Raw genomic sequence first — 15471 nt, 5'->3', positions numbered from 1 at the left:
TTAATCCAGAGTCATAATGCTCTCGGGTAAGATTGTGCGCCCCTTGCTTTTGAAGGTTCTATCGCGGGGGGGGCGGCAGTAGGCAGGGTTTACCCTTTTGATCCCAAACGCGGTAAATGAGCATTTTGAACCAAACGTATCGAAGCCAGAGGTAAATTATGGATAGACTCTAACCAGTTCAGGAATATAGGTTTTTAGTGGTTCTTCTTGGATAAAACTGTAAAATGATGAAAAACGGGGGTAGCAGAAGATTATTTTTACAAAAGTGCCTGACCGTTGGTACAGGTGCTTCGGGTATCGGAATGATACTTGCTGGTTGTGCAGGTACAAAAAATACGGCGATGGCCGGGAAGCCATCCCCTGAAAAACAAGGAAATCCGTGTGAAGACCTTACGGGTGTTGATCCGGTTGATATTGAAAAAAGGAAAGCACTTGGCTACGTGAGCTTGTCACCCATTCCTGATAAACAATGCGACAGTTGCAAGCTCTGGATTCCGGTGAAGGAGGGCAAAGACTGCGGAGGTTGCCTGTTGTTTACAGGGCCGGTTTCGCCGGAAGGGCATTGCACCTATTGGGCACCACAGGTTTAACTACACATTTTGGTTAGGTAAGAGTCCGGAAGAGCATGGTCTGGGTGGAACGAGCATTGATAATGATTTTGTTACAAAGGTGATTAATAATGTGTCTCTTGCCGTAGCTGAGGCTGTCAGGGACGCAAAACCGGTAACGCATATTGGTTTTGGGTAGACAAGGTAGCTTCAAACCGCCGGATGTTAGGGAAGGATGGTAAGGTAGAGATCATTCGATGGAGCAGTTCAACGGACTCTGCTGCTATTAATGCCCCTGAACGGTTGATAGTTCCATGGCTTAAATGTGTTAGTTTATGGAATAAAGACAAACCGGTAGCACCTTTTAAAAAGGCGGAAAACTCACTCGTCATCCGCAACTAGGCGTCCCCGTTCCATCAGCTACTTCATTCAAATCTCTGTATTCTACTTTACCTGTCTTACTATTGAGCCATCTACGACGTTTGATGTGAGGAAAAACTTTGTGTCCGCGTATAGGAAAATCTTGTAGCGTAATGGTGGGAAAATAACCCTTAGAAAGTAAATCTGCTTTTGTGGATCGTCCTGTGGATAATTCTTCTCTTCCAAATAAACATGATAACGCTCCTCTGACTTCTCTACATGGGTCAGTACGTAATGCTCAAGTATAAAATCCGGTAAGGTTAACTCAACAAGCAGTAAGAAATCTATCGTAAAACTGTCAGCAAATTTTAAACAGAAAAAAAGCCGCAATACGAACTGTAAAGCGGCTTTTTGACATTTTCTGTGAACTAGTAGGGATTCGAACCCCAAACCTCCTCATCCGTAGTGAGGTGCTCTATCCAGTTGAGCTACAAGTCCAGTACCTTAATTGGACTGCAAAGATAGGTGTTGCGGTTAATTTGTCCAAATTTGAAGACGAGAAATTACTGTCTTTTTTGATGAATATTTTTATCTGCCCTGATATTCAGGCGCTTTTTTTTGTAAAAATGACCTGATCCCTTCGCTGGCGTCGGGGCTCTCGCTCAGCATTTGCTGATTCTCCGCTTCGAGTTCAAGCATTTCAGCAAGATTGGACTGGTAAGAGCGATTTAGAGTCAGTTTCATGATGCCGATCGCCTTTGTCGGCGCGCTCCTGTAATAACTGAGAGCTTCATTGATCGCCTGATCGAGATGGGCTTCGGGAACCACCTTGTTAATCAACCCGATCTGAAATGCTTCCTCTGCGTACACGCGACGCCCTGTGCTGGCAAGTTCGAATGCTTTGGCCATGCCAACCAACCGGGGTAGGAAGAAAGTGGCTCCGGCGTCGGGCATCAGGCCAATCTGCACAAATATTTGGGATAAATAGCTGGTGTCACTCGCGATGATGAGGTCGCAGGCAAGCGCGAGTGAGGCGCCCGCACCGGCGGCTAACCCGTTGAGCCGGCATATAACTGGTTTTGGTAAATTGCGTATGGCCAGAATCATGGGATTGTAATAGGTTCTCAGCAATTCTCCGGCAGACTTTCCGGAGTCGAGGGTGGCTTTAAGGTCAGCTCCTGAACAGAAAGCTTTATTGCCTTCACCTGTAATGACTACAGCCCGCACGGACGCGTCAGTTTCAGCAGTGGAAATGGCCTCCGTTATTTCGCTGATCAATGCAGGATGTAGTGCATGATGCACCTGCATCCGGTTAAGATGAATGCGCAGAACACCTTCCGAGTTTTGAAAAAGGATATGCTGGAACATGTTGATTTGGTTTTATGGTTTCTCAGGTTGTTGAACTATACTGTCGTTGATTGGATAAAAGTAATATTTTTCATGCGGAAAGCATGGGGCGCATCATGTGACGTGCCCGCAGATGTGAGTCGGTAGACGGGGTGCCTGGGGCGGTTAGCGTAATTGGTTTAGCGGCAGGAGGTTCGCGCTTATTTAATCAGATTATTAATTTTGATCACAAAAACAACACTACGGTGGTCGTGCTGATGACTAGTCCGCCGAGTAATCCGGCCAGTATTTGGGCAGGTGTATGGGCATGGAGGCGAAGACGGGCACTCATCACCAATCCGCTGACAAGCACGGCTGTTAAAAATGGATAAAGTAGCGTCGCTTCGTCAAACCGAACCATCAAGCTGCCCATGGCCCCCAGTATTCCTCCGAGTCCGGTAGCATGTGCGCTGATTTTCCAGTATAAACTGACCATGAAGATCAGAATCAAAGAGAGTGTGGCGCTGGCCAGCAGAATGGATATCTGCGGAGCCAGTTCGGCGATCTGCCGGAGTTGCCAGCCAAATAAGTAGGTGGCCAGGGCATAAATTACAATACTGGCCAGATATGGAAGGCGCCGTTCGCGCCGGTCTTCTACCTGTAAGGAAGTGGTAACGCCAAATTTGAACATATAATAAACAACCAAAGAAGGTGCTACGAAGGTGTTCAGAAAGAGCAAAAGCAGGAGACTTCCAATGGCCGGGAGCTCAAGCGCACTTACACCAACGAGGTCGGGCGTCAGCAAAAAGAGAACTGAAAACAGGTAGGTAGTAAGAATCAAAGGGTGAAAAACGACCGACAGGATCGTGGCGATGCGGCTGCTCAAAATAACGGACGTGTTAATGAATAATGTTGAAGGCAAAATTAAACCGAAAATCATGCTTTTCAATAGCGAAGTTAGCTGTAAAAGTAAGTTCAGTCTTTCACAATTGGTTTTCCTTATCTAATTTGTAATTTTGCGCCAAATTCAAGTCAGCCGCGTTGATGCTTCTACGAAACCAGCCCGCCGACCAACAACCTGATTCATAATGGGACCTTTACAGATTAAAGAATTACTGAAAACTTCTCCTGAGGAGCAATCCGTCACACTCAAAGGTTGGGTGAGAACGAAACGTGAAAGTAAAAACGCGATTTTCATCGCATTGAACGACGGTTCCACCATTCATAATATACAGGCTGTGGCCGAGCCCGGACAGTTTAGCCCGGAATTGCTGCTGCAGGTAACCACAGGTTCTTGTCTCAAAATTACCGGAAATCTGGTAGCTTCCTTAGGCTCAGGACAATCGGTGGAAGTGAAGGTGCAGGACATACAAGTGTACGGTGCTGCCGATCCCGAGCTATATCCTTTACAGCCAAAGCGACATTCCCTTGAATTTCTGCGTGAGATCGCTCATTTACGCCCACGAACCAATACGTTCAGCGCGATACTGCGGATTCGTCACACACTGGCTTTTGCCATACATAAATATTTCAACGACAACGGATTTTTCTATCTGCATACACCCATCATCACGGCCTCGGATGCCGAAGGGGCAGGGGAGATGTTCCGTGTGACAACGCTGGATCTGAAAAATTTGCCAAAAACAGATGAAGGCGATATCAATTTTAAGGAAGACTTTTTTGGACGTGAAGCGAATCTGACGGTTTCAGGGCAGTTGGAAGGAGAATTGGGAGCCATGGCGCTGTCAAAAATTTACACTTTCGGACCCACATTCCGTGCCGAAAATTCGAACACAACACGGCATTTGGCTGAGTTCTGGATGATCGAGCCGGAAATGGCTTTCTTTGAACTGGAAGATAATATGGATCTTGCCGAAGATTTTGTTAAGACCGTGATCCGTTACGCGCTTGAAAACTGTAAGGATGACCTGGACTTCCTGCAGAACCGCCTGGCGGAAGAAGAAAAAAGCAAGCCTCAGAACGAACGTTCCTTGCCACTTTTAGAAAAATTGAGTTTTGTAGTCGACAACCCTTTCGAAAGACTGACTTACACAGAGGCTATTGAAATCTTGCTTAAATCGAAGCCACATAAAGAGAAGAAGTTCCAGTATCCTGTTGGCTGGGGGATAGACCTTTCCAGCGAACACGAGCGATATCTGGTTGAAAAACATTTCAAAAAACCAGTTATCCTGACCAGTTATCCAAGGGAGATCAAGTCGTTCTACATGAAACTGGACGATGACGGCAAAACGGTACGTGCCATGGATGTACTTTTCCCTGGAATCGGGGAGATTATCGGTGGTAGTCAGCGTGAGGATAGTTATGAGAAATTATTGGAACGTGTCAATGAGGTGGGTATAGACCCCGAAACCATCTGGTGGTATCTCGAGACACGCAAATTTGGAACCGCTCCACACTCGGGCTTTGGTCTTGGTTTTGAACGACTGGTTTTGTTCGTAACAGGCATGGGCAACATCCGTGACGTAATTCCCTTCCCGCGATATCCCCGAAGCGCAGAGTTTTGACCGGAACAATAAAAAAATAAAAGGCCCTGTTTCTTTACCGAAGCAGGGCCTTTTTAATTTTCTCACTTAACGATATAAGTTTTTTGGTGAAATTTAGATAGTATTGTTGATAAGTTATTTATCAGACGTTATAAAAAACGGACCCATAAATTGGAAACGGATTTTTTGTCCATTCGGATACTAACGTCTTTTAAACAGCTTCTTGACCATGGAAAAGCATTTATCTGATTGCAGGAATCGTCTTTTATCCTCATCGGTTCTTTTTTTGCTACTCGTTTGTTCCTATTCCACACATGCGGATACATCATTTCAAATCGTGTGGCGCATGGATCTTAATCTGGCAGGGTCTTCTTCCAGTTCTAATTTCAGTCCGGACGATGCATTTCTGGTTGGTGCCCACCCGCATAGCCTTCCTGCGATATTGTATTATTCGATAGGTGGTGGCGATTATGCTTATGGCACTACCTACTGGCTGCCGGGATCTGCCAAATATTTGAATTTTTCCTTCTCGGTCAGTACTTATGAATACAACCTCAATTCGGTTTCTTTTAGGGTTCGAAGGTCTGGTGATGGTCCGGCCGATGTTACATTAAGAAGTTCCCTGGACGGATTTACATCGGATCTTAGCAGTTTTCATCTGTCTGCGGATGGGGTGTTTTACACCGTCACAGTGCCGCTAGGGCTAACGAGCCTGTCGAGCGGAGTTACTTTTCGGCTATTCGGGCATAATGCAGTTAGCAACTTCGGTGTATTGTATGTAGATCAGATCGTGTTGGATGGATCGGTCACCAGCATTGTTCTCCCGGTCACCATTACCTATTTTAAGGCCGGAATTTCGGATCAGAAGGTGAGGCTCACCTGGGAGACGGCATCGGAGTATAACAGCAAGGAATTTGTTATTGAAAGGAGCCAGGATTTACGGGAATTCGAAGAGATTGGGAGGGTGCCGGCCGGAGGGGAGTCGCTAGAAAGGCTGCAGTACAGCTTTATGGATCAGGGGCCTCCGGATGGAGCCAATTATTATCGGTTGAGAATGGTCGATAAAAGCGGAGCGTTTGCGTTTTCAAAGACCGTGGATGTCGTTATTCGTTCCGGCGTGCCTGGCTTTTTGGTTAGCCCTAATCCATCTAATCCATTTTTGATCCGTGTAAAAACGAATATGGTTAAACCTGAGGCTATGGAACTGATCGCTGCTAGAGGCGATAAAATTTCAATTATATACGTTTACATGGACGGTAATTTTATGGATTTAATTCCAAATGGGGCTTTATGTTCCGGCATTTATGTACTTTCTTTGAAGCTTGAAGGACGGTGGCAAAGGCAGAAGGTGCTGATTCCATGACGATTTGATTTTAATGAAACGGCGAGCTTTGAGGTTCGGCATGTGTGTAGACTGGTAATGAACAGAACGTTTGGAAAATTTAATAGCCTCATGGCTATGTTGAATAAATTGAGACCGAAAGTGTGGTGGGCTGTGCTGGCTGCAATATTTGTGTTGATTATTTCGTGGGGGCTGGTCAGAAAGGCCAAAGAAGTTACGCCAGAGGCCATGGCAGTTGTTGCAGCTAATCTGGATCCGGTAAGCATCAAGGATCCTGATGCCGCAACTTCCAGGAAAATAGCAGAAATAGAGGATATTTTCAGAAGGAAAAAAAACGCTGGTTTCAATGGGAATGTACTGGTCGTTCAGAAGGGTCAGATACTCTACCAGAACTCGTTCGGCTTTGCCCACCTGAAAGAAAAGGATTCCCTGAACAGTCAGTCAAGATTTCAGCTGGCCTCGCTATCCAAGCCATTTACGGCGGTAGCGATCCTGAAATTGGTACAGGAGGGTAAGGTGAGCCTTGACGACTCAGTGCAAAGGTTTTTTCCTGATTTTCCTTATCATGGTGTGAAAATCGATATGCTGCTGAGTCACCGGAGCGGGTTGCCCAATTACATTTATTCGTTTCCAGACAGTGTAAGGCATGGGAAGAAATATCCAACCAACATGACTGTCATGGACTGGTATGCCAAGGTAGTACCTACGCCAACAGCCTACAACAGACCCGGAAGATCCTTCAATTATTGTAACACCAACTACTGCGTACTGGCGGCTATTGTAGAGAAGGTCACGGGGGGAGGGTTTGGTAACTATTTGCATACCAATATCTTCGCTCCCCTGGGCATGCGTAATTCCTTCCTGGTAACGGATACGACAGACGTGGCCGTCAAGTACCGGACCATCGGCCACCAGTATGGCCGTAAGGTGGATAAGGATTATTACGACGAGGTGGTAGGAGATAAGGGGCTTTTCTCCACCACCCAGGATATCTATCGGTTTTACAATGGACTTACCAAAGGACTTTTACTGGATAAAAAGTTGCTGGCGGAGGCCTTCAAGCCGAGAAGTTTTGAGCGCGAAGGGATCCGGAACTACGGCTATGGTTTCAGGATGCATATCAATAAGGATCATTCGACCCGCTTTCTCTACCATGGTGGCTGGTGGAAGGGCTACAATACCATGTTCTGGGTTTGTCCGGAAGATGAGGCGGTGATTATTGTGTTGGGCAACAGCTACAATCGCTCCACCTACGATATTAAGGAGCTGTTGCAAGTAATTCACGGCGATGAAAAGATAGGAGAAATAGAGAAAGATATTTAGTCCGGTTTGAATTCGGCTACGAATTAAGGATATTTGCCGAATCAAACGAATACTCGTCCAACATGCCCGACTCCGCATTCCTTTTACCTCTTTCATTACTGCTGGGCATGCCTTTTCTGGGATTTTTGTTCTTGTGGATGGGAGGTACAGGACTTAACCGGATATCAGGATGGCTGGGCGCCTTACTCACGGCGGCAGGTTTAGTTGTCAGTATCTGGTATGCCGATCCGGATGTTCTTCACACGGTCCGTTTTAACTGGGTATTACTTGGCAGTACCCCCATTGAGCTATCTTTCCGGTTCGATACTCTTACCTGTATCATGCTTGTCGTGGTTCATTTTGTGGCGTTACTGGTTCAGATCTTTTCCACGTCTTATCTTTCGCACGATTCAGGGCTGCATCGTTATTTCGCCTTCCTGCAACTTTTCCTGTTCTCCATGATCGGCATTGTGCTTTCGGGAAGTTTGCTGGTTATGTACATTTTCTGGGAGCTGGTAGGCGTATCTTCCTATTTGCTCATCGGATTCTGGTACCTCAAACCAAGGGCTGTCTGGGCTGCACAAAAGGCATTTATTCTCAACCGTATCGGGGATGCTGCATTCTTAACGGGTATTTTGATGCTCTTTTACTATATTGGTTCTACCGACTTTGAGGTGCTTTCCATCACCGTAGATTCGATTAGTCCCGGAATGCTGACTGCCATCGGGTTGTGCCTGTTCGGCGGTTGTATGGGTAAGTCGGCCCAGTTTCCCTTATCCGGTTGGCTGCCTGACGCCATGGAAGGACCCACACCCGTTTCTGCTCTGATACACGCAGCAACCATGGTAGCCGCAGGTATTTTTTTATTAGCTCGGATTTCTTTTCTGCTCACTTTTGAAGCCAGAATGGTGGTCGCCATCATCGGAACAATCACCATGCTCATCGGCGCGGTAAAGGCTACACAAGTCTGGGATATCAAACGTGTACTTGCCTACTCTACCATGTCGCAGCTTGGCCTGATGGTGGTAGCGGTGGGTTTTGGCAGCTGGCATACCGCCATTTTTCATCTCACCACGCATGCGTTTTTCAAAGCGGGGTTGTTCCTGGCAGCCGGCTCGGTCATTCACGCCCTGACGCCGTCAAAATCCGAGGCGTTTTTTGATCCGCAGGATATGCGCACCATGGGTGGTTTGAGAAAATCTCTGCCAATTACCTTCGTTTGCTTCATGTTGTGTGCCTCCGCACTGGCGGGTCTGCCTCTTTTTTCGGGGTTTCTTTCCAAAGATGCGATTATAGCCGAAGGGTTTTTGTGGGCAGAAGGGTATGGTATTTGGGCAAATTTATTTCCAATTATCATCTTATTCTCGGCTGGTTTGACGGCCTACTACATGGTTCGTCAGGTCTGGATGGTGTTTTTTGGGGAACGCAGGTACGAAGCCTTTGCGTCGGTTCATCCCCACGAATCGCCGCCAACGATGTTGGGGCCAATGATTTTACTTGCAGGCCTTTCAGTATTTATATGGTTTTCCTGGAATCCTTTTCATGCGGGTGAAAGCTGGTATTTGTTTTTGCTGGGGAAAGAAGAATCGGTGCATCTTTCCTGGCTTCCTTTCTTGGCCGGCGGCGTGTCCGTAGTTGCTATTTTGCTGGCATGGCGACAAATTCATTCCGCAAATCCCTTTGATATCTATGCGGAGCATGAGCGCGCTGGGGTAACAAGCCAGCCGGCCTTTTTCAACTGGACAAAGGGTTTTGATAGAGATCACTTTTTCCTGACTCCATTTGCTTTTATCGCAACTGAGCTGAAGAGATTTGAAACAAAAATAATTGATGCCTTCATTGGTTTCATTGCGAAAGGCAGTGTCGTTTTGGCACATCTGATAAGCTGGTTTGATAGCCATATCGTTGATGGGGGTGTTCATCTTGCTGTTTTTACAATTCGGTCGTCGGGGCAGGCGGTAAGAAAAGTTCAAAATGGCAAGATTCAGTCTTACTTTATGGCTGCTTTTGTAGGGATTTTTCTACTGCTTGTCTGGCTGCTTATGCTATGATTCTTTGTGGAATAGGGCTTTTTTTAATAATTAACTGAAAACTTAAACAGCTGTATGATGCTGACGGCAAGTTAGCCAGTACAACTTTACAATGACAGATCATCTACTCTCTTTACTCATAGCGATACCGATTTTCGGAGCACTTGTGATCGCGTTTTGGCCATCCGACCGCACCCGGGATTTCAGGATGATAGCCCTGGTGGCTTTAATTCTCGAAGTGGTGGTGGCCGCTTCGGTATGTTTTCTTTTTGAGCGCCAGGATTCCGGCCTGCAGCTTGGGGAGGTAGCAGACTGGATCACCCTGCCGATTGGGTCGTTGGGGGTTGTATCTGTGGACTACGCCTTAGGAGTGGATGGAATTAGTCTGCCATTGGTGCTGCTTGCCGTAGTTGTTTTACTGGTAGGGCTGGTAAGTTCCTGGAACATAGGCAACAAGGCCCGCGCTTATTTCGCGTTGTATCTGGTGCTGAGCGGAAGTATTGTAGGCTGCTTTCTGGCGCAGGATTTTTTTCTTTTTTATCTGTTTTTTGAGTTTATGCTGCTGCCGATGTATTTTCTCATCGGCTTGTGGGGCGGCCCCCGTCGTGAATACGCCGCACTCAAATTCTTTGTCTATACTTTTTTAGGTTCTTTACTCATACTGATCGTCATGATCGGCCTCTACCTTTCTGCTATTGACCCCGTTGAAACGGCACGGGCCGTTGGTATCCTGGGGGCGGAAGATCAGGTATTCAGTGACACCATTCTTCAGATCCAGCAATGGCTGGCCGATGGCAGGATTGCACCGCAGCAACTTGTACATACATTTCGTTTCGAATACTTATCCGATCCCGGCAACTATATTCCGGGATCCATTTTGAGTCTTGCATCTGAATTTTATATTCTCGATATCCCTGTTCGGGTACTTGCTTTCTGGTTCCTGTTCATAGGATTCGCCGTGAAATTGCCCGTGGTGCCGGTGCACACCTGGTTGCCCGATGCGCACGTGGAAGCGCCTACGCCCATTTCTGTGGTATTGGCAGGCATTCTTTTGAAAATAGGTGGTTACGGGTTTATCAGGATCGTGGATGGTTTTTTTCCTACGGAAGCTTTCAGCAATATGATTCCACTGGCAATTTTAGGCATGGTCTCTATCGTTTATGGCGGATTTAATGCATTGGGACAAAGTGATCTTAAGAAAATGATCGCCTATTCATCGGTGTCCCACATGGGATTTGTGTTGCTGGGCATTGCTGCCTTTACAGGAGAAGGTATCAATGGCGCCATTTATCAGATGGTCAGCCATGGTGTGCTTTCTGCCATGCTCTTTTTGCTGGCCGGCGTTATCTATGAACGTACCCACGACCGGAAGATAGAAAATTACAGCGGACTCATTTCCGTCATGCCGAGATACACCGTGCTCGTAGGAATTGCTTTTTTTGCCTCACTCGGATTACCCGGATTCTCCGGTTTTGTAGGTGAGCTTTTTACGTTGATGGGCGCTTTTCAGGCCAGTGGCCTTTCTGTATGGATTCCGGCACTTTCTACTTTGGGAATTGTACTGGCGGCGGCATACTTTCTCTGGACGTACCAGCGAATGTTTTTTGGTACATTCTGGTACAAAAATGCTCCCTCCGGCCAAAATTCTCCCGAACTGGCCGATCTTACCAAACGAGAGCTGGGCATGCTGGTTCCGTTGGCTGTTCTGGCCATACTATTGGGTATACTGCCAGGCATTGTCTTCAACATCACCGGCCCGGCGGTGCAGGCATGGCTTGAAAACGTGCTATGACAATGTGCCTTGATCAAAATGGGATAAGTCAGTGAGCATAATTATCTTCCTCAGGTAAAAGTTAAGCCAGGCCGTTACCAAACTTCTTTATGATCGTATTACTTCTGTCGGTTCCGTGTGGAGCGGAATGGACTCTTCAGACGGTCCGGAAATCGTGGTGGGTTCCAGTTAACAACGCACCGGTGTTTCCGTTGGATCAGAAAAGGTTCAATTTTGATCGATATTGGAAAATAACTTATAATTTTCCATGGTAAAGTATTAATCAAATATTAAGGCATGCGGCTATATATTTTTTTGATTTTAATGTTAGGTTCGCCCTTGGTGATGATTTCTTGTATCTCCAACAAACCCACGGACCCATTGCATTACCAGGGAAGAATGATTGTCGTTGGCAGTGGGGGAGGATTTGCAGGAGAAGAGCGGCAATATCGTATGCTGGACAATGGGCAGCTGTATGTCGGTAATCCTTCGGATAGCAGTTTTGTTTTTATGCATGCCAAAAGCAAGCGAAGAGCTGCAAAATGGTTAACAGCCTTTGACAGCATGGGGGTGATCCAGCTTGATTTTAATCATCCGGGCAACACCTATCAGTATCTGGAGACTGGTGATGGAGGAAAGCGTGTTGTGTGGGGCTCAAAGAGTGAGAAACCAGAGGTGACCATTACAGATTTCTATAAACAGTTTATGGCTTATTGGGTTTATTCCAGGCAAAAGGATCATTCCAATTAAGACGATTCAAAACATTCTTTGATTAAATCGAATACGCTCTATGATCAAACATTACAAAATTTACCTGACGGCCTTGTTTTGTATAATGGCCATGCCTCAGGCTGTTTTTGCGCAAAAGGGCTTTGAATCCAAGCGTAAAAGCCCCATTGTTCAGAACAGACCTTCGTTTTCCTATGATCGAATAACCATTTCTGACCTGCCTGGCAATGCGCGTATGGGCTTTGGAAACGTATTCTCCGGAAATGGGGTGCGAGCAAAACTGGATGGAATCAAGGTGGTTCGTGACACAGGAGGACGCGTGGTCTGGCTGGAAAATGCAAAGACAACCAGAGCCGGACTCCTTCCCAATGGTCGGGTGAATGCTTCACTAGCAGCCTCCAACTTCCTGAGGGAAGTCCAACACTATATGCAGATTCCAAATCCTGATGATAGCTTTGAAATAACAAAGGTTGATATAGATGAAAAGAATCAGACACACATTCGGCTAAAGCAGGTTTACAAAAATATTCCTGTCTATGGCGGGGAGATTGTGTTGCACAGCGTGGGTGATACCTTACGGCTCCTGAATGGGCGTTATTTTCCGAACCCAAAACTAAATAGTGTGATTCCTGGTTTGGGTAAAGAGCGTGCCGAACAGTTTGCCCTTGCAGATTTAAGTGCGCGGACCATTGTCAGGAATCCTTCTGATGCACTTGCAGGGCGTTTTTGCAAATCTTCGCATGAGCTGGTGATCTACTACCGGGAGGATTTCCCCAATGACCCCAGGCTTGCCTGGCACGTAACCGTTCATCCCAATCTGATCGAACGCTGGGAGTATTTTGTAGACGCCGGTACGGGGGTTGTTCTCGACAAATACAACCATACCTGTGGCGTGGACGGGCCTGTTACATCCAGTGCGAGAGATCTGAACAACATTCAAAGAAACTTCAGCACGTACCAGGTTGGATCATCCCTTTATATGATCGATGCCTCCAAGCCGATGTTTAAAAACAATAAGGCATCCATTCCCGGGGATCCACAGGGGGTGATATGGACCATTGACGCCGGTAACACCACGGGAGAGGATCTGAAAGTAAGGCACATTACCAGCAACAGCAGTACCTCCTGGAATGCTACTGCGGTATCGGCGCATCTGAACGCAGGATTGGCCTATGACTACTTCCGGAACACATTCAAGAGAAATTCCCTCAACGGTAAGGATGGAACTGTGATCTCGATCATCAACATCGCCGACGAGGAAGATGGAAAAGGCATGGACAATGCCTTTTGGAATGGTGAATTTATGGGATATGGAAATGGCCGGAATTCGTTTAAGCCATTGGCTGGTGGGCTCGACGTGGCTGGTCACGAAATGACACATGGGGTGATACAGAATACGGCCAATCTCGAATATCAGGGCCAGTCTGGTGCCATCAACGAATCCATGGCGGACGTTTTCGGCGTGTTGATCGACCGGGACGACTGGACGCTGGGTGAAGATGTGGTCAAAACATCGGCTTTCCCTTCCGGGGCGCTGCGCAGCATGTCGAACCCCAATCAGGGTGGGCAGGGGCAAAGGGGCTATCAGCCCAAAACGATGGCACAATTTGTAAAAACAAATGAAGATAACGGGGGGGTGCACATCAATAGTGGCATTCCAAATTTTGCCTTTTATCAGATTGCTTCCAAAATAAGCAGGGAAAAAGCGGAACAGATCTATTACCGCGCATTGACCCAGTACCTCACGCGACGCTCTCAGTTTCTGGATCTTCGACTGGCTATAGTGCAGTCTGCTACCGACTTGTATGGTTCCGGTTCCACAGAAACAAAAGTTGCCAGTGATGCTTTCGATGCTGTGGGTATAACTTCGGGTACCACCACCCAGGCGCCGGATCCAACCAACCTGCCGGTAAATACAGGTGCGGACGGAATACTTGTGGTGGGTACCAACGATGGTGCCATCTATCAGACCACCCCGCAACTGGCCAATTTTACGAGCCGATCCACCAAAGGCACCGGACATAAGCCGAGTGTTACCGACGATGGCCAGCTAGCTTATTTCGTTTCCGACGATGGAAGGATCAGGGCTATTAGCCTTTCCGGAAGTGCGCAGGAGCAGATTGTGTCCAATGAAACGATCTGGGACAATGTTGCTATTTCCCGGGATGGTAAAAAACTGGCTGCCCTTACCTCTGATAAAAACAATAAGGTGTACGTTTATAGCTTTGACCTGAAAAAATGGTCCGAGTTTTCTCTTTACAACCCCACATACTCGGAGGGAGTCAGCACCGGTGAAGTTCAGTACGCCGATGCGATCGTGTGGGATATCTCAGGAGAATATCTTGTGTATGATGCCAATAACCAACTTAAATCGCTGGATGGGAAAAGTCATGAATATTGGGATGTAGGTTTCCTGAGAGCCTGGAATAACGCTTCCGGTAACTTTGGCAATGGATCCATCGAAAAGCTATTCACCAATCTGGACGAAGGGGAAAACATAGGCAATCCGGCTTTTTCAAAAAACAGTCCTAATATCATCAGTTTCGATTATTACTACGAGCCGGATGAGATTTACTCGCTGATAGGTGTTGATGTCGACAATGGCACTGTCAACGAAATTTACCGAAACAACTCATTGGGCTTTCCGGATTATTCCCGTAAGGACGACCAGATGATCTTCAGCACAGAAGCAGGCAGTGCCGAAAATGTTGGAATAATAAATCTGGCACCCGACCGTATATCCGCATCCGGTAATGCCACCACGCTGATGAAAAACGGAAAGCTGGCTGTTTGGTACGGACAGGGAACGCGGCAGACAGCCCGGCAGGCACAAAGCATTCAATTCAACCAGCCTTCCGACCGGGTGATAGGCGATGCTGGTTTTGACCTGTCGGCAACTTCCAGCGCCGGGCTTACGGTTACGTTCGAAAAAGTTTCAGGTGGAATTACCGTACAGGGGAAACAGGTGACGCTTAACAAAGCAGGAAAGGCAACGGTTAGGGCAAGCCAGGCCGGCAACGATAAATTTGAGGTAGCCAGTACCGTAGACCGTACCTTCTGCATCAATCCTACCCGCCCCAGTGTGGTGCGGAATGGGGTGAATTACACGGCTACCTCCACCGGAGGATCGGATTTTATCTGGTTTTCGGATGGTGTGGAGGTGCTGCGCGATCCATCTGGTGCCGTAATCATCGAACAGGCGGGCAATTATGAAGTACGCGCCACCACCACGGACGGATGTATCAGTGCTGCTTTTCAGATCATCACCAATGCGGTACTGGGTACAGAACCTGTTGCCATGGCGACTGGCGCGCCTTATCCGAATCCGGTCGCAGACCAAATCAGCCTTGAGGCTGACTGGGGGCGCCTGCCATCCGCCATATCTTTTACCGATGTCTCCGGACGCACCACCACAGTTACGGGCAGGTTGAATGGACGCATGCTCCTGATTCCCGCCCAACAACTCCTACCCGGCATTTACATTTTGAACGTCCAGGCCACCGCTAAAGAACCGTTACGTTACAAAATTGTGAAACAATAGGTTGCTCTAGGGACTGTC

10 protein-coding genes and 1 tRNA gene are annotated in these 15471 nt (G+C 47.2%); 8 read left to right on the top strand and 3 right to left on the bottom strand.

Annotated elements, in window-relative coordinates; genetic code table 11:
* Positions 1-224 precede the first annotated feature (224 nt).
* Positions 225-590 (top strand): hypothetical protein, encoded by a 366-nt coding sequence (locus DYADSP32_RS15585; RefSeq protein WP_149241874.1) that lies wholly within the window; start codon positions 225-227, stop codon positions 588-590.
* Positions 591-1332: 742 nt separating this feature from the next.
* On the opposite strand, the gene DYADSP32_RS15580 is transcribed toward DYADSP32_RS15585, so the two are convergent.
* The 3 genes from DYADSP32_RS15580 to DYADSP32_RS15570 all read right to left on the bottom strand — a co-directional run bounded on the left by DYADSP32_RS15580 (position 1333) and on the right by DYADSP32_RS15570 (position 3156).
* Positions 1333-1406: transfer RNA gene (locus tag DYADSP32_RS15580), tRNA-Arg, on the bottom strand.
* Between the two features lie 90 nt (positions 1407-1496).
* Positions 1497-2276, bottom strand: a complete 780-nt coding sequence (locus tag DYADSP32_RS15575) for an enoyl-CoA hydratase-related protein (protein WP_149241875.1) — start codon at positions 2274-2276, stop codon at positions 1497-1499.
* A 205-nt stretch (positions 2277-2481) separates the two neighbouring features.
* Positions 2482-3156, bottom strand: coding sequence for a hypothetical protein (locus tag DYADSP32_RS15570; protein WP_414617810.1), 675 nt, complete (start codon positions 3154-3156; stop codon positions 2482-2484).
* Between the two features lie 166 nt (positions 3157-3322).
* Between DYADSP32_RS15570 and asnS the strand changes: the two genes are divergently transcribed.
* The 7 genes from asnS to DYADSP32_RS15535 all read left to right on the top strand — a co-directional run bounded on the left by asnS (position 3323) and on the right by DYADSP32_RS15535 (position 15453).
* The gene (gene asnS, locus DYADSP32_RS15565; RefSeq protein WP_149241877.1) at positions 3323-4759 is read left to right on the top strand and encodes an asparagine--tRNA ligase; all 1437 of its coding nucleotides are present in this window, start codon (positions 3323-3325) and stop codon (positions 4757-4759) included.
* Positions 4760-4967: 208 nt separating this feature from the next.
* Complete coding sequence (locus DYADSP32_RS15560; RefSeq protein ID WP_149241878.1) at positions 4968-6101, top strand: hypothetical protein; 1134 nt, start codon at positions 4968-4970, stop codon at positions 6099-6101.
* Between the two features lie 96 nt (positions 6102-6197).
* Positions 6198-7403 carry a serine hydrolase domain-containing protein gene (locus DYADSP32_RS15555; protein ID WP_149244824.1) on the top strand — a complete coding sequence of 402 codons (1206 nt, stop codon included), beginning with the start codon at positions 6198-6200 and terminating at the stop codon, positions 7401-7403.
* A 62-nt stretch (positions 7404-7465) separates the two neighbouring features.
* Positions 7466-9433 (top strand): NADH-quinone oxidoreductase subunit L, encoded by a 1968-nt coding sequence (gene nuoL / locus DYADSP32_RS15550; protein ID WP_149241879.1) that lies wholly within the window; start codon positions 7466-7468, stop codon positions 9431-9433.
* A 91-nt stretch (positions 9434-9524) separates the two neighbouring features.
* Positions 9525-11204: an NADH-quinone oxidoreductase subunit M gene (locus DYADSP32_RS15545; protein WP_149241880.1), complete on the top strand. Its 1680-nt coding sequence runs from the start codon at positions 9525-9527 to the stop codon at positions 11202-11204.
* A 303-nt stretch (positions 11205-11507) separates the two neighbouring features.
* Positions 11508-11933, top strand: coding sequence for a hypothetical protein (locus tag DYADSP32_RS15540; protein ID WP_414617809.1), 426 nt, complete (start codon positions 11508-11510; stop codon positions 11931-11933).
* 40 nt (positions 11934-11973) lie between these two features.
* Positions 11974-15453, top strand: a complete 3480-nt coding sequence (locus tag DYADSP32_RS15535) for a M4 family metallopeptidase (protein WP_149241882.1) — start codon at positions 11974-11976, stop codon at positions 15451-15453.
* The last annotated feature ends 18 nt before the right edge of the window (positions 15454-15471 follow it).

Origin of the sequence: Dyadobacter sp. 32, assembly GCF_902506755.1 — a bacterium.
Lineage (GTDB): Bacteria > Bacteroidota > Bacteroidia > Cytophagales > Spirosomataceae > Dyadobacter.
Note: the sequence above shows the minus strand (reverse complement) of the source record. Positions and strands in the feature narration are given on the sequence as shown.

Coding starts and splice junctions, on each gene's coding strand:
- nuoL (WP_149241879.1), top strand. CDS start 7,466: ATGCCCGACTCCGCATTCCTTTTACCTCTTTCATTACTGCTGGGCATG.
- DYADSP32_RS15575 (WP_149241875.1), bottom strand. CDS start 2,276: ATGTTCCAGCATATCCTTTTTCAAAACTCGGAAGGTGTTCTGCGCATT.
- DYADSP32_RS15585 (WP_149241874.1), top strand. CDS start 225: ATGATGAAAAACGGGGGTAGCAGAAGATTATTTTTACAAAAGTGCCTG.
- DYADSP32_RS15560 (WP_149241878.1), top strand. CDS start 4,968: ATGGAAAAGCATTTATCTGATTGCAGGAATCGTCTTTTATCCTCATCG.
- DYADSP32_RS15540 (WP_414617809.1), top strand. CDS start 11,508: ATGTTAGGTTCGCCCTTGGTGATGATTTCTTGTATCTCCAACAAACCC.
- DYADSP32_RS15535 (WP_149241882.1), top strand. CDS start 11,974: ATGATCAAACATTACAAAATTTACCTGACGGCCTTGTTTTGTATAATG.
- DYADSP32_RS15545 (WP_149241880.1), top strand. CDS start 9,525: ATGACAGATCATCTACTCTCTTTACTCATAGCGATACCGATTTTCGGA.
- DYADSP32_RS15555 (WP_149244824.1), top strand. CDS start 6,198: ATGTTGAATAAATTGAGACCGAAAGTGTGGTGGGCTGTGCTGGCTGCA.
- asnS (WP_149241877.1), top strand. CDS start 3,323: ATGGGACCTTTACAGATTAAAGAATTACTGAAAACTTCTCCTGAGGAG.